Source organism: Nocardia sp. NPDC003726, assembly GCF_053586955.1.
In genome coordinates this window covers 124,954-147,755 of sequence record NZ_JBSFNF010000015.1, presented here as the reverse complement: position 1 = coordinate 147,755, position 22,802 = coordinate 124,954, and the positions used below count along the sequence as shown (strand labels likewise).

General features: G+C 69.5%; 19 protein-coding genes. 12 read left to right on the top strand and 7 right to left on the bottom strand.

Features of this window, described 5'->3' with window-relative positions:
- Positions 1-73: 73 nt before the first annotated feature.
- Entirely contained in the window at positions 74-598 is a 525-nt protein-coding gene (locus tag ACWDMM_RS20690) for a hypothetical protein (protein WP_357106834.1), read from the top strand.
- On the opposite strand, the gene ACWDMM_RS20685 is transcribed toward ACWDMM_RS20690, so the two are convergent.
- On the bottom strand, positions 567-1,070 hold the full coding sequence (locus ACWDMM_RS20685) for a DUF4190 domain-containing protein (protein ID WP_195079557.1): 504 nt from the start codon (positions 1,068-1,070) through the stop codon (positions 567-569). The genes ACWDMM_RS20690 and ACWDMM_RS20685 overlap by 32 nt on opposite strands.
- Before the next feature lie 112 nt (positions 1,071-1,182).
- Positions 1,183-1,971, bottom strand: coding sequence for a pirin family protein (locus tag ACWDMM_RS20680; protein ID WP_195079558.1), 789 nt, complete (start codon positions 1,969-1,971; stop codon positions 1,183-1,185).
- 235 nt (positions 1,972-2,206) lie between these two features.
- Between ACWDMM_RS20680 and ACWDMM_RS20675 the strand changes: the two genes are divergently transcribed.
- Together ACWDMM_RS20675 and ACWDMM_RS20670 are read left to right on the top strand one after the other, a co-directional pair.
- On the top strand, positions 2,207-2,671 hold the full coding sequence (locus ACWDMM_RS20675; protein WP_357106838.1) for an NUDIX hydrolase: 465 nt from the start codon (positions 2,207-2,209) through the stop codon (positions 2,669-2,671).
- Between the two features lie 117 nt (positions 2,672-2,788).
- Complete coding sequence (locus ACWDMM_RS20670; RefSeq protein WP_195079867.1) at positions 2,789-4,084, top strand: MFS transporter; 1,296 nt, start codon at positions 2,789-2,791, stop codon at positions 4,082-4,084.
- On the opposite strand, the gene ACWDMM_RS20665 is transcribed toward ACWDMM_RS20670, so the two are convergent.
- A complete protein-coding gene (locus tag ACWDMM_RS20665; protein WP_357106841.1) occupies positions 4,077-4,550 on the bottom strand; it encodes a hypothetical protein in 474 nt (157 codons plus the stop codon). The two genes, ACWDMM_RS20670 and ACWDMM_RS20665, sit on opposite strands and share 8 nt — an antisense overlap.
- 240 nt (positions 4,551-4,790) lie before the next feature.
- On the opposite strand from ACWDMM_RS20665, the gene ACWDMM_RS20660 reads away from it, so the two are divergent.
- A complete protein-coding gene (locus ACWDMM_RS20660) occupies positions 4,791-6,482 on the top strand; it encodes a DUF4185 domain-containing protein (RefSeq protein WP_357106844.1) in 1,692 nt (563 codons plus the stop codon).
- Here ACWDMM_RS20660 and ACWDMM_RS20655 read toward each other — a convergent pair.
- From ACWDMM_RS20655 to ACWDMM_RS20645, 3 genes are read right to left on the bottom strand one after another with little or no spacing between them, the layout of a single operon-like run.
- Positions 6,452-7,309, bottom strand: a complete 858-nt coding sequence (locus ACWDMM_RS20655; RefSeq protein WP_449938909.1) for a 5-oxoprolinase subunit C family protein — start codon at positions 7,307-7,309, stop codon at positions 6,452-6,454. The genes ACWDMM_RS20660 and ACWDMM_RS20655 overlap by 31 nt on opposite strands.
- Complete coding sequence (locus ACWDMM_RS20650) at positions 7,309-8,007, bottom strand: 5-oxoprolinase subunit B family protein (RefSeq protein ID WP_195079563.1); 699 nt, start codon at positions 8,005-8,007, stop codon at positions 7,309-7,311. Before ACWDMM_RS20650 ends, ACWDMM_RS20655 begins: the two co-directional genes overlap by 1 nt.
- A gap of 10 nt (positions 8,008-8,017) precedes the next feature.
- Positions 8,018-8,773 (bottom strand): LamB/YcsF family protein, encoded by a 756-nt coding sequence (locus tag ACWDMM_RS20645; protein ID WP_195079564.1) that lies wholly within the window; start codon positions 8,771-8,773, stop codon positions 8,018-8,020.
- Between the two features lie 137 nt (positions 8,774-8,910).
- Between ACWDMM_RS20645 and ACWDMM_RS20640 the strand changes: the two genes are divergently transcribed.
- Positions 8,911-9,726: a hypothetical protein gene (locus ACWDMM_RS20640; RefSeq protein WP_195079565.1), complete on the top strand. Its 816-nt coding sequence runs from the start codon at positions 8,911-8,913 to the stop codon at positions 9,724-9,726.
- A gap of 5 nt (positions 9,727-9,731) precedes the next feature.
- Here ACWDMM_RS20640 and ACWDMM_RS20635 read toward each other — a convergent pair whose 3' ends face one another.
- Complete coding sequence (locus ACWDMM_RS20635) at positions 9,732-11,165, bottom strand: CCA tRNA nucleotidyltransferase (RefSeq protein ID WP_195079566.1); 1,434 nt, start codon at positions 11,163-11,165, stop codon at positions 9,732-9,734.
- 398 nt (positions 11,166-11,563) lie between these two features.
- Here ACWDMM_RS20635 and ACWDMM_RS20630 point away from each other — a divergent pair, with 398 nt between their 5' ends.
- The 7 genes from ACWDMM_RS20630 to trxA all read left to right on the top strand — a co-directional run bounded on the left by ACWDMM_RS20630 (position 11,564) and on the right by trxA (position 22,703).
- Entirely contained in the window at positions 11,564-12,109 is a 546-nt protein-coding gene (locus ACWDMM_RS20630; RefSeq protein ID WP_195079567.1) for an NUDIX hydrolase, read from the top strand.
- Entirely contained in the window at positions 12,106-14,673 is a 2,568-nt protein-coding gene (locus ACWDMM_RS20625; RefSeq protein WP_449938903.1) for a DUF6049 family protein, read from the top strand. Before ACWDMM_RS20630 ends, ACWDMM_RS20625 begins: the two co-directional genes overlap by 4 nt.
- Before the next feature lie 874 nt (positions 14,674-15,547).
- Positions 15,548-19,414, top strand: a complete 3,867-nt coding sequence (locus ACWDMM_RS20620) for a lipid II flippase MurJ (protein WP_449938900.1) — start codon at positions 15,548-15,550, stop codon at positions 19,412-19,414.
- A gap of 295 nt (positions 19,415-19,709) precedes the next feature.
- Entirely contained in the window at positions 19,710-20,291 is a 582-nt protein-coding gene (gene sigM, locus ACWDMM_RS20615) for an RNA polymerase sigma factor SigM (protein ID WP_449938953.1), read from the top strand.
- Between the two features lie 102 nt (positions 20,292-20,393).
- A complete protein-coding gene (locus ACWDMM_RS20610; RefSeq protein WP_449938897.1) occupies positions 20,394-21,194 on the top strand; it encodes a hypothetical protein in 801 nt (266 codons plus the stop codon).
- A 109-nt stretch (positions 21,195-21,303) separates the two neighbouring features.
- Entirely contained in the window at positions 21,304-22,314 is a 1,011-nt protein-coding gene (gene trxB / locus ACWDMM_RS20605) for a thioredoxin-disulfide reductase (RefSeq protein ID WP_067810229.1), read from the top strand.
- 56 nt (positions 22,315-22,370) lie between these two features.
- Positions 22,371-22,703, top strand: a complete 333-nt coding sequence (gene trxA, locus ACWDMM_RS20600) for a thioredoxin (protein ID WP_067810231.1) — start codon at positions 22,371-22,373, stop codon at positions 22,701-22,703.
- The last annotated feature ends 99 nt before the right edge of the window (positions 22,704-22,802 follow it).

Below are 22,802 nucleotides of genomic sequence, written 5' to 3'. Positions count from 1 at the left end.
AGGACTAGGGTCGAGACAGCGATCGATTCTTCCGAGCACGCGTCCCCACCACTGCGAGGCGAGGTTGTTCGTCATGGGTACATCGCGCATCGAATCGGGCAGGCATCTCGCGTCCACTGATCTTCCTTCGATCGAGGACGCGTTCGCTCGCTGCCGTCGCTATCGCGACGAGCACGGGCTGTACGCACTCGTGGACCCGATCCTGGGTCGCATCATGCTGGAGGTCGGCTCGGTGGGAGCGGTCGTGATGCCCGCCGCGTTCGGCCGCCGGGTGCTCGAGCGGTTGGCCGCCGGACCCGAACCGCGGCCGGGCCCGATCATCGCGCATCCGCGCGCCCACCGCTGGACCTTCCTCACCGGCCCCACCGACAACTCCTACCTGGACACCGCCCTGTTCGCGGACCTGTTCCGGATCTGCGCGTCGATCGCGCTGCCTGGCAGCCACATCGTGCTGCCGTCACCCGCCGACGAGCACGGCGGCTACCGAACCTGGGTCGTGGCGCCCGACGGCGACTTTCGCCGTGCCTTCGCCGAGGTGATCGCCACGACCCTGGCGTGCGCCGCGGCTACCGGGGCGTCGGCGCGGGCGCCGGAGTGAGGGTGACGCTGTACTTGTCCTGTAGCTTCTGATTCCACTCGCGCTCGCACTGCTCGATCTTGGACTGATCGTTGTTCGCCTTGTTCACGCAGTCGATGAAGTCTTTGCCACCCGAGTTGACGAAGAAGCTGTAACCCACGACGGTGAGCAGCACGGCGCCGATGATGCCGAGCGCGCCGAGGACGATGCCGGTGATCGCCATGCCCATGCCGCCCGCGGTGCCCGCACGCGCTTTGAACACGGCGACGATGCCGAGGATGACCGCGAAGATGCCGCAGGCGTAGCCGCCGATCACCGTCCAGAAGAACAGCAACGCCAGGATGCCGAGCACCAGCGCGGTGATCGCCAGGCCACGGCCCTTCGGCGATTCCTGCCAGTAAGCGGGCTGGCCAGGGTACTGACCGCCCGGGGGCTGTGGATATTGCCCCGGCGGCGGGTACTGGCCGGGCGGCGGGGGCGGATATTGCGACATGGACTTCCTCTCCGTCGGTGCTCGCGATGCTCGGTCCGGGAGGTTGGCCCGGGGGTGCGCGGCGGTCGCCTACTGATCGCACTTCCCGCGGACGGATGTTAATGCCGACCGGCTACTGGGCGCCGAGCCGTGCGTGCATCTCCCAAACCAACACTTCCGAAGGCTGCCGCGCGACCACCCGTTGTCCGCCCGACCTGGTCAAACGCACCGCGTCCCCCTCGTACAGCGGGCCGACGCCCTCCATGTCCACCTCCCCGCGCGCCACGAACAAATGCAGATACGGCGCATCGGGTAGGTCGATCACCTGCTCGGCGCCCGGCTCCGCGCTCGCCATGCGCGCCACGTGCAGCGCCGAATGGCTGCTGTTGATGGCGATCGCGGTGCGATCCCGGTAGCGGGGCAGACCCGATGCGACCGTGACCAGACCACCTTTCGCCAGCTCGTCGTCGATTTCGAGCTGCTGGTAGCCGGGGGTCAGGCCCGGCTCGTCCGGCACGACCCACATCTGCACGAAATGCACCGGCTGCTCGTGTTCGGCGACGCGGCCGTCCAGACGCCACGAGTCGTTCTTCTCCGAATGCAGGATGCCGGTGCCTGCGCTCATACGCTGGGCCAGGCCGGGATAGATGACGCCGCTGTGCCCGAGCGAATCCTGATGCACCAGGCTGCCGCCGAGCACCCAGGTGACGATCTCCATATCCCGATGCGGGTGGGTGTCGAAGCCTTGGCCGGGGGAGACGATGTCCTCGTTGTTGACCAGCAGCAAGCCGTGGTGGGTGTTGTCGGGATCGTAATGTTCCCCGAAGGAGAACGAATGCTTCGAATCCAGCCAGGAGACCCGCGTCTTCATGCGGTCGCCGCCACGGTGGACATCGATGTGTGGTGTCGTGAGTGTGGACATCATGGTCCTCCTCTCGGGACCGTGCACCGATCGCCATTCAGGGTAGGAGCACTTCCACCGCGGTACTCCACATTCCTAGTAAATTGTGCCGCACTCGGCATTTTACGCGAGCGACCGGAAGGTGAACGGGAGGCGAGCAGAACCAACCGGTACGTCGAAACGTCGGGCCACCTCGTCGGATATCGCGGCCCGTCCCCGATTGCCAAGCGCCACAACGACAACCGGAGGTAGCGACGTGCTCGACCCCGATGACCTCGCCCTGATCGAACAGCAACTCCGCAGCGAAGCGCACCGCGATGGCATCGCGCATTTCGTGGTCGGCGTCGCCGTGTTCCGCGCGGGCAGGCTTCTGGTGGTGCGCCGCGTGGCCGACGACTATCACGGCGGTATGTACGAACTGCCCGGCGGTGGCGTCGAATCGGGGGAGACATTCGCCGAGTGCCTCGCACGGGAATTGCTCGAGGAAACGGGGCTGCGGCTGCGCGCGGTCGTCGACTTCCTCGGCGGATTCGATTACGCCACCAGGACCAAGTCGAAAGTGCGGAAATTCAGCTTCGTGGTGGCGGCCGAACCGGGCGATGTGGCCCTCGCGCCGGGCGAGCACGACGCGTTCGCCTGGATCGACGCGGACTCGCTGGACGAGCTGCCGATGGCGCCGGACATGCGCGCGACGGTCAGCACGCTGTTCGACCGCGTCTGACCCGCCATCGGCGCCGACGCGCGCGTGTGCGGCCCAGTCGGCGAACACAGTACGCTCGCCAACGTGTCGACTGGTCACGCCGATGGCCGCACTCCCGCGGAGCAACGGCCGGGTGGGCTGCGCGCAACACTTCGGCAGAGTTCGGGCGTGTCGCGGCTGGCCGTGGTGCGCTTCGCCGGGCAATTCGGCGACGGGATGTTCCAGGCGGCGCTGTCGGGGGCGATTCTGTTCAACCCCGAGCGGGAGACCGATCCGCTGGCCATCGCGGCGGGCTTCGCGGTGCTGCTGCTGCCGTATTCGCTGATCGGGCCGTACGCGGGCGCGCTGCTGGATCGCTGGGACCGGCGCACCGTGCTGTTGGTCGCCAACGTGCTGCGCGCGGTGCTGATCGCGCTGGTCAGCGGAGGACTGCTGGCCGGAGTCGGCGAGACGCCGCTGCTGTTGCTGGCGCTGGCGGTGGTCGGCGTCAGCAGATTCGTCCTTGCGGGCGTCTCGGCCGCGCTGCCACGAGTGCTGGCCCAGGCATGGCTGGTGTCGATGAACTCGGTGCTGGCCACCGTCGCCTCCGCGTGCGCGGGTGCAGGCGCGGCCGTCGCGGTGGGCGTCATCGGACTGATCGGGGCGGGAGACTTCGCCTCGGCGGTCGCGGTGGCGATCAGCGGCATCGGGTCACTGCTCGGCGCCGCCCTGGCGGCGGGGTTCCGGCCGCGCGTGCTCGGCCCGGCCCCCGGCACGGCGGCAGGCGAGAACACCGTGCACGCGATCGCCACCGGTCTACGTACCGGGGCCACGGCGGTGTGGGAATCGCGGGCGGTCACGACGGCGATGCTGGGCATCGGCACCCATCGGATCGTCTTCGGCATGAATACGCTGATCATGGTGCTGGTCCTGCGCCAGACCCCGGTGGACGGCTCCGGACTCAGCGGCGGCCTGGTCGGATTCGGCGTCACGATCGCCGCCACCGCCGCGGGCATGCTGGTGGCCGCCGTCGCCGCGCCGCTGCTCATTCCCCGGCTGGGACGGGCGCGCACCGTGGTCGCCGGTCTGATCACCGCGATGCTCGTGCAATTGACGCTGGTCACGCCGATCGCGTTCGCCGAATCCGGCGCCGCGGCGCAGCGTGCGCACGAACTTCTTCTGATCGGGGCGTTCCTGCTGGGTCTCGCCGGGCAGACGATCAAGCTCACCGGTGACGCGACCATGCAGATCGACATCGATGACGCCCGCCGCGGCCAGGTGTTCGCGTTGCAGGACACGGTGTTCAACGTCGCGTTCGTGCTGGCGATCGCGGTGGCGGCCCTGATCGTTCCGGACGACGGCCGATCGGCGATCGTGGTGCTGGCCGGAGCCGCGATCTACGCCGCGGGAATCGTGGCCATCGCGGTGAACACGCGCCGCCGCGCGGTCAGCTGAGCGACGGGTCGTCGCCGCAGTCGCGCCGGTCGCGGTTCGACCAGTGGGCGAGGTGCTCGGGCAACGCACCCGCTTCCGGCAGATCGGGCTCCGGCGGCGAACCCGATGATCGTGCCTCGCCGAGTAGACGATCCGGCCCGTCGGTGTCCGTGCGCACGATCCAGTCCAGCGGCTCGTCCGCCGTATCACCGGGCAGACCGGTGATCTGGTGGTTCCAAGTGCCGAGGCCGGTGGGATCGGTGAAGAAATGGTCGAGCACGCCGTCGTCGTCGAGATCCAGCGCGGCGATGCCGGCGCGGCCGCAACCGGCCGCGTCCCACAGCGCGTCGTCGGCGATGCCGTCGCCGTCGAAATCCAGGCGCACCGCGTCGGCCGTGCCCGCATCGCCGAGAGTGAGGTCGGCCTCGCTGGTCCAGACGTGCACGGGTCCGTCACCGGTACCGAACACGTACTCGATCTCGTTCATACGTCCTTGGACGCACGCGGCGCGGCGCCGGTTCCATCGCGCGGAGCTTTCCTTCGCCGTCCCCCGTTCGCGGTGGTTGTTCCGGTAAGTTGGCACGTCAGCAGCCGACCGACAGGAGTCAACACGACATGGGTTCTCCGGTGCACCACCTCGACGCGGTACGAGAACTGCTGAGCTCCGCCGAGTCTCGGTCCACCGCCGGGCATCCGATCGCCTGACGAGCGCGGCAGGGCCGGCCTGATGCGCGCATCCGGAAGCAAATCGCCTTGTGCACCCGCCTTCTTCGGCGCACTGCTCGCAGGCGCCTTGGCCGTGCCTGCGCCCACCGCGCAAGCCGCACCCTTTCCGTGGGCGCCACCGCCGGTCAACAGCTGCGGTGAGGTCGGTTTCGATCCGCTCAACCGCGAGCCCGATCCCGCGCAGCCGCCGCCACCACCGCTGCCGCCGCAGATCGACATCCCTGTGCCGATCCCGGAACTCACTCCGGTCCCGGTGCCCGACCCACCGCAGGACAACACGCGGATCGTCCCGGAACCGCTGCCGGAGAATCCGTGCGACAACCCGTGCCCCGACATCAGGGACTACCCCGAGCATCCCGAGCCCGATCCCGATCCCAGCCCCACGCCCGAGACCGGCGCCGACGAGAAGACCGGTTCCTCCGGCTCGGCAGCCGGACCCGATTCGGGCAGTGGGTCGGGCTCCGCATCGGGATCCGGTTCGAGCGATGGCTCCGGCTCTTCCTCCGGGTCCGGCTCTCCGGTCAAGCTGCCGCGCATCGAGTTCAAGCCGGAGACCGAGCCGATTCCCGTCCCTGTGCCCGGCGGTCCCGGTGAGGAGCCGCAGCCCGCGCCGCCACAGGTGGTGCATCCGGCCGAGCCAGGCCCGCTCGCGGCCGCGGTGGCCGCGCCCGCGGTCGAGTCGGTACGGCTGGTCGGGCAGGTGACCGGGCACGGCTCGGACAACCGCACCGACATGCGCTGGCAGGTCGACGGCACCGATCTCGGCCTGATGTGGGAGACCCGACCCGGTGAGGTCGCCGTGGTGTTCGGGGACACCTTCGGCAAGGGCTGGGGTGTCGGTGGCGCGGGCAACGACGACCAGGACTGGCGCAGCAACGTCATCGGTTTCAGCACCGACCGCGATCTGGACGACGGCCTGACGCTGGACACCTTCGCGCAGGACAGCCGCTGCCACGCGGCGGAGATCCTGGGCAGTCGCAAGGTCAAGAACTGGGAGACGACCACCATCCCGACCTCCGGGTTCGCCGTCGGTGACCGGCAGTACCTCAGCTACATGTCGGTGAACCGATGGAGCCGCATCCCGGGTCTGTGGTGGACCAATTACGGCGGCCTCGCCTATTCCGACGACCGCGGGCGCACCTGGCGCAAAGACCAGCACGCCAAGTGGGAGAACCTGTTCGGGCTCGGCAAGTTCCAGGTCGCGGCGATGGTGCCGCAGGGCGACTACGTCTACATGTTCGGCACGCCCAACGGACGCATCGGCACGATCGCGCTGGCGCGCGTGCCGAAGCACCAGGTGCTGAACAAGTCCGCCTATCAGTACTGGGTCGGCGGCACCTGGGCGCCCGCCGCCGAGAATCAGGCCACCCCGCTGGTGCTCGGCATCGCCAGTGAACTGTCGGTGCGCTACGACCGGGAGACCGAACAGTGGCAGATGGTCTACCTGGATTCGGCGCGGGGCGCGATCGTGCTGCGTACCGCGGCGAGCCCGCAGGGCGCGTGGACGGACGCGATACCGCTGGTGTCCACCGCCGACTACCCGAAGTCCTACGGTGGCTTCATCCATCCGTGGTCGACCGGCGAGGACCTGTACTTCATGCTCTCGGCCTGGGACAGCTACAACGTGTATCTCATGCACGCCCGGCTGCGGCCGAACCCGGGTCAGCCCGCGCGCACGAATCGCACCGGCTGACCTGGCCGCGTCTGCGCGATGGCGTCGACGTCGGCATCGACGACCACCGCGATCACCGGATAGCCGCCGGTGATCGGGTGATCGGCCAGGAAGACCACCGGTTGTCCGCTCGGCGGCACCTGGATCGAGCCGAGCGCCATGCCTTCGGTCGGCAGTTCGCGGGTGACCTTCCTGGTCAGCGGTGGCCCGACGCGGCGTTCCAATCGGGCGCCGATCCGGTCGGTGTCGGTGGAGATCGCCCATTCGCCCGCGAACAAGGACGCGGCGTCGGCGAACCAATCGTCGCGCGGACCGAGCACGGCGCGCACAGTGACCACGCCCGCGGGTAATCCGGCGACCGGGGCGAAGTCCACAACCGGGATCGTGTGCGGAGAAGACCCGACCGGGAGACGATCACCCTTCCGCAAAGGTTCCGGCCCCAAGCCGGACATCGTGTCGCGACTGCGGGAACCGAGCGTCTCCGGCACGGCGATGCCGCCGCGCACCGCGATATAACTGCGCAGTCCGACGGACGCGTAGCCGAGCCGCAGCTCCTGTCCCGGTTCCAGTTCCAGCACACTCGCGTGACCCACGGGCCTGCCGTCGACGGTGGCGGGGGCAGGGGCGCCGGTGACCGCCAGCATGACGTGCTCTTCCGCGTGCAGCGCTAGACCGCCGAGCAGCACTTCGACGGCCGCGTGCCCCTCCGGGTTGCCGACCAGCCGATTGGCCAGCCGCAGCGACCCGCGGTCCGCCGCTCCCGCTGGACCGACGCCGAAATCGAACCAGCCCGGCCGCCCGAGATCCTGGATGGTCGCCAGCGGGCCGACCGCTTCGACGACGATCATCAGCCGTCCCTCGCGTCGAGGAATCGAACCGTGGCGCCCGCGCGGATCAGCGCGGGCGGGTCGCGCTCGGCATCCCACATCCTGAGGTCGGTGGTGCCGATCAGCTGCCATCCCCCGGGGGTGCTCCTGGGGTACACCGCGCTGTATCCACCCGCGAGGGCGACCGCGCCCGCCGGAATCGATGTGCGCGCCTGCGCTCTGCGCGGCACGGACAACCTTCCGTCCGGCGCTTCCAGATAGCCGAAGCCCGGCGCGAAACCGACGAAAGCGCACCGCCACAGCGTTCCGGTGTGCGCCGCGATCACTTCCGCGGTCGTCACCTCCAGCATCCGGGCCACATCGTCGAGGTCGGCGCCGTCGTAGCGCACCGGAATCGACACCGGTTCGGTGCGGTGGCCGGAGGATGTTCCACGGGAAACAGCGTCCGATCGCTCGGCGTCCAGGGTGACCAGCAGCGTGGTCAGCGATCGGCGGACCGCTTCGGCAGCGCGCGGCGAATCGAGCGTCAGGAGTACCGTTTCCGCGGCCGGAAGCAGATCCTGCACGCCGGGTACCTGGCGCTCGCGCAGGGCGATGACCAGCGCCGCCACCATGTCGCGGCGATGCGGAGTGACCAGCAGCGCCCGGTCACCCGCCGACCGGATCGCCTCCTCGGCCGCCCGCCGCTGCGCGTGGGTCACCGCGCCCGTGGTCTTCATCTCCTCACCTCTAGCCGAAGGGCTCCACCGGCACCCCGACTTCGTCCAGCGCGGTGCGGATGTGGCGAGCCATCTCCACCGCCGCGGGCGAATCGCCGTGCACGCAGATACTGGCGGCGCGCACCGCGACCTCGCCGGAACCGTCCGCGGTGCGCGCGGCTGCGGACTTCGCGATCGAGATCGCCTGAGCCACCGCCTCTTGCGGACCCAACACCGCCCCCGGCGTGCCGCGCGGCGCGAGCGAGCCGTCGGGGGTGTACGCGCGGTCGGCGAACCCTTCTCCGACGAAGCGCACCCCGGCGGCTTCCGCGGCCGACTCCAGCTGGGTGCCGGCCGGGCCGAGCAGGGCCAGCCGCGGGTCGTACTCCGTCATCGCGGCCAGTACCGCGTCGGCCAATTCTCGATCGCGCGCAGCCGAGTGATAAAGAGCCCCATGCGGTTTCACATAGCGCACCCGGTCACCGGCCGCCTTCGCGAAAGCGTCGAGGCCGCCGATCTGATACAGCACCTCGTCGCGCAGTTCCCCGGGTGCTACGGCGATCGCACGCCGACCGAAGCCGGCCAGATCGCGGTAACCGACGTGGGCGCCGATCCGCACTCCCTTCGCCACCGCGAGCGCGCACGTCTTACGCATGATCGCGGGGTCGCCCGCGTGGAATCCGCAGGCGATGTTCGCGCTGGTCACGATGTCGAGCATGGCGGCGTCGTCGCCCATCGTCCACGGGCCGAAGCCCTCGCCGAGATCACTGTTCAGATCCAGCGCCATCTGCGTCCTCCCAGCGGTGTGTGACCATTTTCGATTCTCGTGCTCCAGCGTTGCCGCGGGCAAGGACCGCGGGTCCACGCGACCTGGGTCACAACCCACCGGTCTCGGGCCGCGCGCCAAGTACGCTCGATCCAATCATGGCCACGTATTTCGATCCGAAGTCCTGGTCGCCGCTGCGGGCCGTCGATCTCGGAAAGCGCCTGTTCGATCAGTCCTGGCTGGAGCAGTGGGTCACGCTCAGCACGGCCTGGATGGATCCGGTCGCCGACCTCGGTGCCGGCACCGTCACGGCGCTGCTGCCGGACGTGCTGATGACCATGCTCAGCGAGGGCATCCTGAGCCGGTTCGGCGGACAGGAAGTCAGCGCCACCCTGCTCGGTCACGATCTGCACGCCACCCTGCAGGTGTTGAAGGTGCGCAGGCGCGGCGCGCACTTCCAGACCAAGACCGTGCTGTCGCGGCTGCGCTGGGACGATCACCCGATCGAGTCCGTGACGGTGATCGCCCACGGCGTACGCCTGATCCCGGGCGTGCCGACCAAAGTGCGTACCGCCCGGCTCGATCTGATCGGCACCGTCACCACGGCGGCGCTGGTCGGATGGCTCAACACCCAGCCGTTGGACTGGGAGCTGGACGTGCACCCGAGCGGGCTGATCCGGGCCAGGCACCGCCGTCGGCTGGTCACCGCCCTGGTGGACGCGACGGTCACGGACAACCGCCTGGATATCGCGGTGCGCCGGGTGACCTGGCTCGGCTTCCGTGTTCCGCGGCGCATGATCGACGTGCCCGCCCTACCGCTCGAGCAGCTGCCGAAGAACGCGCGGATCGTACGCGCCGCACGGGAGGGCGACCTGATCCGCTTCCGGGTCGAGCTGCCGGAGATCTCCGGGTCCTTCGACCTGGCCCAGATGCGCTCGGCGATCCTGGCCGGCACCACCCTGATCGTCTTCTGACCTGCTCAGCCCTGCGTCTTCCACCACTCGAGCAGCGCGGCCTCGGCTTCGTCCCGGCTGAGCGGGCCGTGGTCCAAGCGCAGTTCTTTCAAGTGCCGCCAGGCCCGGCCGACCTCAGGGCCCGGGGGCAGGCCGAGCAGCTCCATGATCGCGTTGCCGTCCAGGTCCGGGCGGACCTTGGCCAGATCCTCCTGCTCGCGCAACCGCTCGATCCGCGCTTCCAGCTCGTCGTAGGTGGCGCGTAGCGCGGCGGCCCTGCGTTTGTTGCGGGTGGTGCAGTCGGCCCGGACCAGTTTGTGCAGGCGGGGGAGCAGCTCGCCGGCGTCGGTGACGTAGCGGCGCACCGCGGAGTCGGTCCACTGGCCCTTGCCGTAACCGTGGAAGCGCAGGTGCAGGAACACCAGCCGGGCGACGTCCTCGGTGAATTGCTTCGGGTACTTCAGCGCGCGCATCCGTTTGCGTACCATCTTGGCGCCGACCACCTCGTGATGGTGGAAGCTGACGCCGCCGCCCGGCTCGTTGCGCTTGGTGTCCGGCTTGCCGATGTCGTGCAGCAGCGCGGCCCAGCGCAGCACCAGGTCCGGGTCGCCCTCCTCCTGGTCGATGGCCTGTTCGAGCACGGTGAGCGAATGCCAGTAGACGTCCTTGTGCTGGTGGTGCTCATCGATCTCGAGCTTCATCGCGGGCACCTCGGGAAGCACCCGTTGCGCCAGTCCCGTCTCGCACATGACGTTGATGCCGTCGATCGGATGCGCGCCGGCGATCAGCTTGTCCAGCTCGACCCGCACCCGCTCGGCGGTGATGCGGTCGATCTGATCGGCCATCGCCGTGATCGCGGCGCGCACGCGGGGATGCGGCTCGAACCCCAGCTGGGAGACGAACCGCGCCGCCCGCAGCATGCGCAACGGATCGTCGTTGAACGAATCCTCCGGCGCGGCAGGCGTGTCCAGCACCCCGTCGAGCAGGGCGGTCATGCCGTCGAGCGGGTCGACGAACTCCAGCGCGCCGTCCGCGCCGATCTTCACGGCCATCGCGTTCACCGTGAAGTCGCGGCGCACCAGGTCTTCCTGGAGGGAGTCACCGAAGGTCACCTGCGGGTTGCGCGACACCCGGTCGTAGCTGTCGGCGCGGAAGGTGGTGATCTCCAGTTGCTGACCGTCCTTGGCCGCGCTGACCGTGCCGAACGCCAGACCTCCTGTGTCCCACAGATGGTCCGCCCACCCGCGCAGGATGCCCTGCACCGCGTCCGGCCGCGCGTCGGTGGTGAAATCCAGGTCGGTCCCCAGCCTGCCGAGCACCGCGTCCCGCACGCTCCCGCCCACCAGGTACAACTCGTGCCCCCGCGCCGCGAACATCTCACCCAGCGGCGTCAGCACATCCGACAGCCCCCCGAGCGTCACCGCCGCGGCGGCCAGCAATCGGGTACGTCTATCCAGCACAGCGTCCTGGGACCTCGGCGCAACCACGAATGAGCAGCTTACCGAGCCACGCCAACAGCGATGGCAGCCAAGCCCCACGCAGCAGCCCAGATATATAAGGACACCGACATGAGCCCAGCCAGCGGCGTACGCGCACCCCGCAGCCTCCCGTCGAATCCGTCCACCGGCTACTCAGCCCAGCTCACCCCACGATCGTGGGGCGAAGCGAGACCGAGCACCTGTCACGCGGGCATCGTTGCCCCGACCGAACGAGCACCCTCTCCCAACCGCGCACCCCGCACACCCAGGCCCGACAATCGAACGCGCTCAGCTCACCTCCACCACGACTTTCGAGCGAAGCGAGACCGAGCATCCGCCGCGCCGAAGGCGTGGCCAAAACAACACAGTAGGATTGCCAGGTGTCTCCGGCCGATCGTGCGAACAGTCGACGCCGCCAGCCTCGGCGCCGCGGTTCGGCCGCCAATGCCGCCAATGCCGCGAAGCCACGGATGCGCACGGTGCGGGAGACTTCGGCGGGTGGACTGGTCGTAGACGGCCTCGACGGTCCTCGCGAAGCGCGCAGCGCGGCCCTCATCGGACGCACCGATCGTCGCGGGCGGTTACTGTGGTCGCTGCCGAAGGGACATATCGAAGAAGGTGAGACCGCCGAGCAGACCGCGATCCGCGAGGTCGCCGAGGAGACCGGCATCAACGGTGTCGTGGTCGCCGAACTCGGCAGCATCGATTACTGGTTCGTGACCGATGGTCGGCGGGTACACAAAACGGTGCATCATTATCTGCTGCGTTCGGTCGGTGGCGAACTGTCCGACGCCGACGTGGAAGTGACCCAGGTTGCCTGGGTTCCGTTGAGTGAACTGGATTCTCGGCTGGCCTACGCCGACGAGCGGCGGCTGGCGGAGATGGCGAACAAGCTGATCGACCGGATGGAGACCGGCAAGCGATGACGCGTGGACTGTTCCGGATCTTCGTGGCGGTCCTGACCATCCTCGGCCCGGTGACGACGCTGCCACTGCTCGATTCCGCGGCGGCCGGAGCGCAGCCGACCGGGTCCGGCACCTCGACGAATCCCAAATTCTTGAAGCTGTCCCTCGATTCGGTGACGCCGACCACAGTCACCGCGGGCAGCGATCCGGTGCTCACGGTCGCGGGCACGGTCACCAACATCGGCGACCGTGTGGTGGACGACGTGAGCATCCGGGTGCAGCGGGCGGCGGCGATCACCACGCCGGTCGGCTTGCGCGCCACTTTGCGCCTCGACGAGGTCAACTACGACGTGAACGGCGACTTCGAGGACGTGGCGGAGCGGCTGAACCCGGGGCAGCGCAAACAGTTCACGTTGAGCATCCCGCTGCGTTCGGAGACCGGCGCCACCTCGTTGCGGATCACGGAGCCTGGCATCTACCCACTGCTGCTGAACGTCAACGGGGAACCGGCTTACGGCACGCAGGCCAGGCTCGACGACGCCAGATTCCTGCTCCCGGTGCTCGGCGTGCCGCCCGCTCCCGGCGACGAGGCTCCGGTGCCCGCGCCCACCGACGCTCCGGTGGCGACCACGCTGCTGTGGCCGCTGGCCGACCGGCCGCGGCAGGTCGGGGGTCATCCCGGCAGCGTGGACGGCAAGGTGGAGCTCACCGACGACGAACTGGCCGCCTCGCTCGGCAAGGGCGGGCGACTGGATCAGTTGCTGGCCGCGCTGGAAGGGACGTTGACCATGAGCGGGGGCCGCAACGCCGAGCTGGCCTCGGCGGTGTGCCTGGCCGTCGACCCCGACCTGCTGCTCACGGTGCGCGCGATGACCAGGGGTTATCGCGTGCTGGCCAGCCCGTCCGATCCCGATGGCGCGACCAGGGCGGGCGCAGGCGCCGAGCAGGCCCAGACCTGGCTGGACCGGTTGCGCGCGCTGGCCGGGTCGATGTGCACCGTGGCGCTGCCGTTCGCGCAGGTCGATCTCACCGCGTTGGCCGCGGTCAACGATCCGGCGCTGTCCGCGCGCGCGCTCAACGAACCCGCCGAGATCATCGATTCGATCCTGTCCACCCGATCGGTGCGCGGGGTGAGCCTGCCGGATTCCGGCAGCATCGATGAGGGGGCGGGAGCCCTGTTGCGCAGTCACGGTTTCGGCACCGCCGTGCTCGCCTCGACGGCGGCCGTTCCGCAGGGCAGCGTGGACTGGGCACAGTCGAGCAGTGAGAGCGGCCGGTCCACCGCCGGTGCGAACGAGGCGCTGTCCAGCGCGGACGCGGCGGTCCCGGAAGTGGTCCGGCTGCCCGACATCACCGCCAGCCAACCGGCCGGACCGGCGCCGCAGGTCACGGGCAGTCCGGCGCCCGCAGCGAGTGCCCCCGCGCCCGCCGCCGACCCCGCTCTGCACGCGGTGACGTTCGACATCTGGTCCGCGACCGCGCTCGCGGCGGTGGGCTCGAATCCGCCGACCCCGCCGTTCACCCCGTCCCGGGTGCGCTACGACGTGACCAACGATTCGCGCGCGGCGCGCTTGCAGGACGCTCTCGGCGCGATTTCGTGGAGCGCGCTGCATCCCGAGGCCAACCGGTCCCGGTCGCTGCTGCTCGTCCCGCCACAGCAGTGGGGCGCGAACCGGGACGAGGCGACCGCACTGCTGCGGCAAGTCGACCAGATGCTGCGCGGCAACCTCGCCACCGCGCGTCCGTTCCACGATCTGGTGGCGCTGCCGCCGGATCCGCAGCCCTATCAGCTGGACTACCTGACGCAGGCCGCGCAGGACGCGGTGCCGGACCGATTCCTGCCGCCGGTGCGCGAGCAGAGCCGCCGGATCACCGAGATGATGCGCGCCTTGGTGGACGTGCCCGAGGCCGAACCGACGCCGCACGACTTCCTGACGCCGCTGCGTGACGACCTGTTGCGGGTGCTCAGCCTCTCGGATCGGCGGGCGGGCGATGCCGCCCCGCCGGACACGTTCGCCCAGCGTCGGCTGGACCAGAACACCCGCACGATGGACAAGCTCTATCGCTCGGTCACCGTGCTGCCGCCGGGCGGGGTGTACACGCTCGCGTCCGAGCAGAGCCCCCTGCTGCTGGTCGCGCGCAACGATCTGCCGGTGGCCATCCGGGTCAAGTTCCGGATCGAGGCGCCGAACGAGACGAAGATCACCGATCCCGGCGAACAACAGCTCCCGGCCAACGGGTCGCGGTCCTTCCAGATCCCCACGGAGGTCAGCGACAGCAGGAACCTCGTCATCCCGATCTCGCTCACCACGCCGGAGGGCGTCGCGCTCGGCAATCCCACCCAGGTCTCGGTGCGTTCGAATGCCTACGGCAAGGCCTTGGCGATAATTACGGGATGCGCCGCACTCCTGCTGCTCCTGCTGGCCGGCCGTCGTTTGTGGCGCCGGTTCCGCGGGCAGCCCGATCCGGCCGACGAGGGCTTCGATCCGAGCACCAGGCGCCGGGTCAACCGCTACCGGCGTGCACGCATGCGCGTACTGCGGGCGCAGGAACAAGAGCAGGAGCAGTTGCAGGAGACGCGGTGACCGATCCCGCTTCGACTGGACCGGGTAAACCGCCGCGACCTGCGTCGATGCGGGGTACCGCGTTGTCGTGTGGCACGGTGGAGGACAATCACGGTGTTGCCGAGCCGGTGCGATCCGGACCGGGACCACTGACAGAATGTTCGCCGATCACGGCGAACCATTGCGGCGAGCCGCGGCTCACCGCACCGATGGGGGTGCGGATATCCCGGCTGGTACAGGAGGCATGATGAGCGACGATGACATATCGGCTCATCGCCCTCGACCAAGCGACCGGCTCGACGGGCCACCGGTTCGCCGGGCGCCGGCCGCGCCGTGGGAACGCGGCCCCGCTGCGGCCGAAGCCGAACACCAGGGTGTGAACGGCGGTCAGTACGACGACGGCCAGGCGCCGAGGGTGCCGCAGATCAGTCGTCCTCCGGCCGCGCCGCAGCCGCGTCCTGGTCAGCACATGGCGCCGCCGCCACCCGCCGGGCAACCGAGGCCGCCCGTGCCGCCACCGCCGCGTCCCGGGCCGGTACCGAACCCACGGCAATATCCCGCTCCGCCGCCGGCGGCCGGACCCGGCCAGCCCCGGCCGGTCCCGCCCGGCCCCGCTCGCCCTGGGCCCGCGCCTTCCGGTCCGCCCGCAGGCGCGCGGCAGGCTCCGCCGCCTCTCCCGCCGCGGGCGCCGCAGCCCGGAGCGATCCCGGCTGCTCCACGCCCTCCGCAGTCCGGCGCCATTCCGGCTGCTCCACGCCCTCCGCAGTCCGGCGCGATCCCGGCTGCCCCGCGGCCCCCGCAATCCGGTCCGATCCCGGCGGCGCCACGCGCACCCCGTTCCGGAGCGATTCCGGCTGCCCCGCGGCCCCCGCAATCCGGTCCGATCCCGGCGGCGATGCCCGCCGTCCCGCCGGAATCCGATCGGGTGCCGCCGCCGCGCTACGCCCCGTCGCAGCCGCAGCAGTTCCCGCCGCCGCGGCAACGACCGGCCGCCCCGGTCCGGCACGAGCCCGCGCAACCGGATCGCCCACGGACGAGTGAGTGGCCGGCCGCCACCGCCACCGAGGAGCCGCCGAAAGCGGAGGCTTCGAAGCAGAGTGCGACCTCCCGGCTGCTGAGCGATTCGGGGTCGATCGCGTTCGCGACGCTGATCAGCCGGATCACCGGGTTCGGCAAGCAGCTGCTGCTGCTGACCGTGCTCGGCCCCGCCATCGCCAGCGCGTTCACCGTGGCCAGCCAGATCCCGAACATGATCGCGGAACTGGTGCTCGGCGCGGTGCTCACCGCGATCGTGGTGCCCACGCTGGTGCGCGCGGAGCAGGAGGATCCCGACCGGGGAGCGGCCTTCGTCCGGCGCCTGGTGACCGCGGCTTTCGTGGTCCTCGCCGCTGCCGCGCTGCTGGCGACCGCCGCGGCGCCGGTGCTGACCACATACGTCTTCCTGCCCGACGACGGCCAGGTCAACACCGCGCTCACCACGGCGCTGGCTTTCCTGCTGCTGCCGGCGATCCTGTTCTACGGCATGTCGGCGCTGCTCACGGCGATCCTCAACACCCAGCAGATGTTCAAACCCGGCGCATGGGCTCCGGTGCTGAACAACCTGGTGGTCCTCACCGTGCTCGGGTTGTACGTCGTGATGCCGGGTGAGATCACGCTGGACCCGGTCCGCATGAGCGACCCGAAGCTGCTGGTGCTCGGCGTCGGCGTCACGCTGGGCGTGGTGGTGCAGGCGGTCAGCCTCGTTCCGGCGATCCGCAGGGCGGGCATCGACCTGCGGCCGCTGTGGGGTATCGACGATCGCCTCAAGCAGTTCGGCGGCATGGGCGCGGCGATCATCCTGTACGTCTTGATCAGCCAGGCGGGTTTCGTCTTCGCCACCCGCATCTCGGCGCACGCCGACGAGGCCGGCCCGGCGATCTACAACAACGCGTGGCTGCTGCTGCAACTGCCCTACGGCGTGCTCGGCGTCACGGTGCTCACCGCGATCATGCCCCGGCTGAGCCGCAACGCCGCCGCCGACGACACGCCCGCCGTGGTCGACGATCTCTCCGCCGCCACCCGGTTGACCATGATCGCGCTGGTCCCCGTGGTCACGTTCTTCACGCTGGCCGGTCCGCAGGTCGGGCAGGCGCTCTACGGCTACGGCAATTTCGGATCCGACGCCGAACGTCTCGGACTCGCGGTCAGCTGGTCGGCGTTCGCGCTGATCCCGTACTCGCTGGTGCTGATCCACTTGCGCGTGTTCTACGCCAGGGAGCAGGCATGGATTCCCACCTGGATCATCCTCGGCATCACCACGGCCAAGATCGTCTTCTCCGCGCTGGCCCCGGTCGTCACCGACGCCGAGCACGTGGTGGTCGCGCTCGGCGTCGCCAACGGGCTCGGCTTCGCGGTCGGCGCCGTGGTGGGCGGTTTCCTGCTGCACCGCAGTCTCGGTGACCTGCGCATGGCGAACGTCGGCCGAACGGTGACCCGTGTCGTACTTGCGTCACTCGCGGGCGGCGCGGTGATGTGGATCGTGGACCGGGTACTCGGCCTGGATCGGTTGACCGCGTCCTTCGGCGGACCCGGTTCGCTGATCCGGGTGGCGATCACCGCGATCGTCATGTTCGCGGTGGCCTTCGGCCTGATGCGACTCGCCGGTATTCCGGAGATCGTCGCCATCACCGTGTCCGTCTCGCGGCGCCTCGGCTGGACCCCGCCCGCGCCGGAACTCGACCTGGAGAGCCCGGTCGAGGATCCGTACGTCACGCAGGTGCTGCGCAGGCCCGACCCGTACTTGGCATACCCGCGGTTCGATCCGTACATGGACGCCCAGACCATGGTGCTTCCTGTGATCAGACCCGATGCCGTTGACCGCACCGGCATGGGTGAGTTCCCGTACCCTGTTCGGCAGAGAAGCACAAGTGGCGAATTCGCCGGAACCTCGACATACCAGGGCGAAGGAGGACCGAGGGTGAGCGACGACGCGGTGGGCGGCGTCCCAGCCGCCGATTCTTCTGCGACCACGCCCGGCGGACTGTCCACCGATGTACCGCCGACCGCGGGGGAGCCGTTGGATCCCGCGTACGCGAACAAGGAACCGGGCACCGCCGGGCCGGAGCAGAACGCGGCGAGGCCGCAGGACAACCAGCTGCCGCCGCGCGATCCGATGTACGACACCGGGATGATCCCCGTCGGCTCGCCGGAGATGCCGCCGATGGGTGGCGAGAATCTGGGCGCACGGCGAATCCCGCGCGGTCCCAAGCTGATTCCGGGCGCGTCGGTGGCGGGCGGCCGTTACCGCCTGCTGGCCAGTCACGGCGGCGCCCGCGGCCTGAAGTTCTGGCAGGCGCTGGACATCAAACTCGATCGTGAGGTCGCGCTGACCTTCGTCGACGCCGACCAGAAGGCGACGGAGAACTCCGGGCAGGACGGTCCCCAGGCGATCCTGTCCAGGACGCTGCGCCTCGGCCGGATCAACTCGCCCGGCCTCGCCCGCGTGCTCGACGTCGTGCGCGGCAGCTCCGGCGGCATCGTGGTCGCGGAATGGACGCCGGGCCGTTCGCTGCGCGAGATGGCCGAGACGGTGCCTTCCCCGATCGGTGCGGCACGCGCCATCCGCGCCCTCGCCTCGGCGGCCGAGCTGGCGCACCGCGGCGGCGGATCGCTGTCCATCGACCATCCCGATCGGGTGCGCATCAGCGCCTCGGGTGACGCCGTGCTCGCCTTCCCCGGCACCTTGTCCGACTCCGACGCGCAGTCCGACGTACGCGGTCTCGGCGCGATGCTCTACGCGCTGATCACGGCCCGCTGGCCGATCCGCTCGGGCGGTGTCAGCGGCGCCGCCGCGACCGTCGGCGGCCTGCGGCCGGCCGATTTCGGCCCGGACGGCACGCCGGTGGAACCGCGCCAGATCCGTCCGGAAGTGCCGTTCGAGATCTCCGCGGTCGCCGTGCGCTCACTGGAGTCGAACAAGGGCGTACGGACGGCGGCGACGGTCCAGCATGTGCTGGAGCAGGCCTCGGTGGTCGATCAGAAGACCGATTTCATCCCGGTGCTGCGGCTCGGCCAGCGCGCTCCCGCCAATATGGACGACTCGCTGGCCGATCCGGAACTGCTCGCGGCCGAACGCGAACGCTCCCAGCGGATGATGTGGATCATGGTCGGCCTCGGCATCCTCGCCGCGCTGGTGGTCGGCGTCGTGATCTGGTGGATGGTCAGCGTGTTCGCGCCGAGCGCGTCCGACGCGCCGCTGAACGAACAGCGCAATATCGGCCTGACGACGAACAACCAGCCAGCGCCGACGCCCGCCGCCGCTGGTCCCGGCCTCACCTCGACGGGTGTGCCGGTCCCGGTGACGGGCGTATCGGTGTTCTCGCCGGAGGGCACCGCCGACGGTGTCGCCAACGTGCACGCGGTGCTGGACAACGATCCCGGCACCCAGTGGCGCACCGATCAGTACTTCCAGCAGTTCCCGGCACTCAAGAAGGGGGTCGGTCTGCTGGCCACGCTGCCGGCCCCCGCGAAGCTCACGAACGTCTCGATCAACTCGCCCAGCGCGGGGACTTCGGTGGAGATCCGCACTTCGCCCACCGGCTCCCCGACGCTGGATCAGACCCAGCTGATCGGTTCCGCCCGGCTGGACGACGGCGTCACCGACATCCCGGTGCGCGCCGATCAAGCCGCCCGCTACGTGCTCGTCTGGATCACCGGACTGGGGAATTCCGGAGGACAGTTCCAGACCGCCATCGCCGACATCCGTTTCGACGCCGCGCCGTAGCCGGTCCGGGCCGCGCCTTCGGCGGTGCGAGCCCCCTCGTAACGCGGTATCGAGCGCCGCGCAATCCTCCGTATCCGGCCCGATCACTTGGTTGCTGCCAAAACGTTACGGGCGATATGATCTTCGAGCGCTCTCAGCAGGGGAGCTTCCCAGGTTCTGGCGTTTTCGTTCCTGGATGCTGCGAAGTCTCGGTGATGGTCGACCATGCCCGTTGCCGCCGTGAGGGCTGTCCAAGGGGTTGGCATTGTCGTCGGAAGTGAACGAGGAGCTCGGCAGGGGGGCGTCGCAGCCGGTGATGTTTCGCGAGCGTTCCCCCGAACTCGGTGAACGCACCGACGTGGACTTGTTGCGAGCGCATGTCGCCGGTGAACGGTACGCGTTCGCGGAGTTGCTGCGCAGACACAACGATCACCTGTGGCAGACCGCGCTGCGCACCTCCTACACCCGGGAGGACGCGGCCGATTCACTCCAGGACGCGCTCTTGTCGGCACATCGCACCGCGGGCTCGTTCCGGGCGGAAGCGGAAGTGCGCAGCTGGTTGCACGCGATCGTGGTGAACGCGTGCCTGGACCGGATCCGGCGCAACAAGACCAGGCGCGCGTTGTCGCTGTCGCCGGAATCGTTGCCGGAGCCGAAGGACACCCGCGACGAGATGGCCGAGGCGGAGATGTCGTTGGTCATCGACCGGGCATTGTTCTCCTTGCCGCCGGATCAGCGGACCGCGCTGGTGGCGGTGGATGTGGAGGGGTATAGCGTGGCCGAGGCGGCGGCGTTGCTCGGCGTGCCCGAGGGGACGATCAAAAGCCGGTGCGCTCGCGCACGGCAGCGGTTGAAAGAGCGATTGGATTTTCTGCGTGATCCGGGGAACCGGGGGTAGTTGGGATGCGTCATTAACAGTGACGAACCACTGAACGAATCAGAGACAGGCCCCGTCGGCGAAGGGGTCCCCGCGATGTCCGATGCGAACAACGGAGGTGCGATGGCTACCGAGTCCGTGCCGGAGCCTCCGTTCACGCCCGAATTCCTGGCCGACCTGCATGCCGGCAACGTGACGCCGCAGCAGCGCGAGCGGTTGTGGCCGAGCGTCTCGCGCGACCAGGAGGCGGTGCGGTATCTGCACGCGCTGGACGAGGTGAGCGCCGAACTGCGTGCCCTGGGCCGGGACGAGCGCATCGTCCATGCCATGCCGGACGACGTGGCGGCCCGCCTCGCTCGGTTCGTCGACGAGCTGGAGCCGCCCGATGGCGCCACGGTTCATGGGCTTGCGTCCCGACGGGTGATCGAAACCACCGGCGAGGCAGACGTTTCCGAATCGACTCCGGTGGCTTCGGACGAGCGTCGCCGCGGCAGGTTGCGCTGGTTCGCCGCGGCGGCCGCGGCGATCGTCGCGGTCGTCGGCGCGGGCGTCTGGGTTTCGACAACCCGCGGCGGTGACGCCCCCGCGCCCACCGCCCAGCCGACCACCGGCAACGACGACTGGGGCGACGATCTCACCGCCACCGTGGCCCTGGGCGCACTGGGCAGGCACAACGTCACCGGAGCGCTGGCCGGCTCGGACGCTTTGGAGCGTTGCGTACGGGCGAACGGTCTCGACCGCACGATCCTGGGCTCGACCGACATCCGCTTCCAGGGCGGCAACGCGGTGCTCATCCTGCTCACCGGCCCCCAGCAGCCCGAGATCACCGCGGTGGGGCGGCCGCCCAAGATCACCGCGCTGGTCGTCGGAACCGGTTGCGGCACCGGCGATCCACAACGGAAGGCGCTGCAGGACATCGGCTGACCTTGCGATCTGGACCACGTGGGCGGTGTGACGCCGCCGACGCGGGAACAACAGCCATTACCCTGTTGTTGACCGACACGTCCGAATCGAATCTCCCCGGAAGGGCCCCATGAGCGAGCGTAGCGAGCAAAAAAGCGACACCGGCGCGCCAGTTCGCGATCTGATCATCATCGGCTCCGGCCCCGCCGGCTACACGGCCGCCGTCTACGCTGGCCGCGCCGAGCTCCAGCCGCTGCAGTTCGAGGGGACCCAGTTCGGCGGTGCGCTGATGACCACCACCGAGGTCGAGAACTTCCCCGGTTTCCGCGGCGGCATCATGGGCCCCGATCTCATGGAGGAGATGCGCGAGCAGGCCAAGCGGTTCGGCGCGGACATCCGCACCGAGGACGTGGAGGCCGTCGACCTGAGCGGACCGATCAAGAAGGTCGTCGTCGGCGGGGAGACCTTCCAGGCCTACGCCGTCATCCTCGCCATGGGCTCGGCCGCGCGCTACCTGAACGTTCCCGGCGAGCAGCGGTTGCTCGGCCGCGGTGTCAGCGCCTGCGCCACCTGCGACGGCTTCTTCTTCAAGGGCCAGGACATCGTGGTGGTCGGCGGCGGCGACTCCGCGATGGAAGAGGCGACCTTCCTGACCAAGTTCGCCTCCAGCGTGACCATCGTGCACCGACGCGAGGAGTTCCGCGCCTCCCGCATCATGCTGGAACGCGCGAAGGCAAACGAGAAGATCAAGTTCGTGCTCAACGCCGAAGTGGCCGAGGTGCACGGTGAGAACAGCGTCACCCACCTGACCCTGCGTGACACCCGCACCGGCGAGACCTCCGAGCTGCCCGCCACCGGCCTGTTCGTCGCGATCGGCCACGACCCGCGCAGCGAACTCGTCAAAGGCCAGGTCGCCTTGGACAGCGAGGGATACGTGCTGGTGAAGGACCCGACAACCGCGACCGACATCCCCGGTGTCTTCGCCGCGGGCGACTTGGTCGATCACACCTACCGGCAGGCGATCACCGCCGCGGGCACGGGCTGCCGCGCGGCCATCGACGCCGAGCGCTGGTTGGCCGAGCAGGGCGACATCACGTCCAACACCCTCGCCCACGCGGGTGAGTCGGTGGCCGCCAACTGAGCTCGCGCCGGACGAGCCACACACTTTCGTCTCGCTGTATCGCAAGGAGAACAACCATGTCCGAGTCCGCCAACACGGTCACCGTCACCGACGCGTCCTTCGCCGACGACGTGCTGCTGAGTGAGAAGCCCGTCCTCGTCGATTTCTGGGCCGACTGGTGCGGCCCGTGCAAGATGGTCGCGCCCGTCTTGGAAGAGATCGCGGGCACGCACGCGGACAAGCTGACCGTCGCGAAGCTGGACGTGGACGCCAACCCGAGCACCGCCCGCGATTATCAGATCCTCTCGCTGCCCACTATGATGCTGTTCCGCGGCGGTAAGCCGGTCAAGCAGATCGTCGGAGCGAAGGGCAAGGCGGCTCTTCTGCGCGAACTCGAAGACGTCATCTGAGGGCGCGCCGTAGGATGCCTGGACCCGGGGATTGTCGAAACCCGGTCCGGGTCTGAGACAATCGACCGACGTTCCGGTCGTGCGAAGGTGTAGCCCATC

Coding starts and splice junctions, on each gene's coding strand:
- ACWDMM_RS20690 (WP_357106834.1), top strand. CDS start 74: ATGGGTACATCGCGCATCGAATCGGGCAGGCATCTCGCGTCCACTGAT.
- ACWDMM_RS20685 (WP_195079557.1), bottom strand. CDS start 1,070: ATGTCGCAATATCCGCCCCCGCCGCCCGGCCAGTACCCGCCGCCGGGG.
- ACWDMM_RS20680 (WP_195079558.1), bottom strand. CDS start 1,971: ATGTCCACACTCACGACACCACACATCGATGTCCACCGTGGCGGCGAC.
- ACWDMM_RS20665 (WP_357106841.1), bottom strand. CDS start 4,550: ATGAACGAGATCGAGTACGTGTTCGGTACCGGTGACGGACCCGTGCAC.
- ACWDMM_RS20660 (WP_357106844.1), top strand. CDS start 4,791: ATGCGCGCATCCGGAAGCAAATCGCCTTGTGCACCCGCCTTCTTCGGC.
- ACWDMM_RS20655 (WP_449938909.1), bottom strand. CDS start 7,309: ATGATCGTCGTCGAAGCGGTCGGCCCGCTGGCGACCATCCAGGATCTC.
- ACWDMM_RS20650 (WP_195079563.1), bottom strand. CDS start 8,007: ATGAAGACCACGGGCGCGGTGACCCACGCGCAGCGGCGGGCGGCCGAG.
- ACWDMM_RS20645 (WP_195079564.1), bottom strand. CDS start 8,773: ATGGCGCTGGATCTGAACAGTGATCTCGGCGAGGGCTTCGGCCCGTGG.
- ACWDMM_RS20640 (WP_195079565.1), top strand. CDS start 8,911: ATGGCCACGTATTTCGATCCGAAGTCCTGGTCGCCGCTGCGGGCCGTC.
- ACWDMM_RS20625 (WP_449938903.1), top strand. CDS start 12,106: ATGACGCGTGGACTGTTCCGGATCTTCGTGGCGGTCCTGACCATCCTC.
- ACWDMM_RS20620 (WP_449938900.1), top strand. CDS start 15,548: ATGCCCGCCGTCCCGCCGGAATCCGATCGGGTGCCGCCGCCGCGCTAC.
- sigM (WP_449938953.1), top strand. CDS start 19,710: ATGTTTCGCGAGCGTTCCCCCGAACTCGGTGAACGCACCGACGTGGAC.
- ACWDMM_RS20610 (WP_449938897.1), top strand. CDS start 20,394: ATGGCTACCGAGTCCGTGCCGGAGCCTCCGTTCACGCCCGAATTCCTG.
- trxB (WP_067810229.1), top strand. CDS start 21,304: ATGAGCGAGCGTAGCGAGCAAAAAAGCGACACCGGCGCGCCAGTTCGC.
- trxA (WP_067810231.1), top strand. CDS start 22,371: ATGTCCGAGTCCGCCAACACGGTCACCGTCACCGACGCGTCCTTCGCC.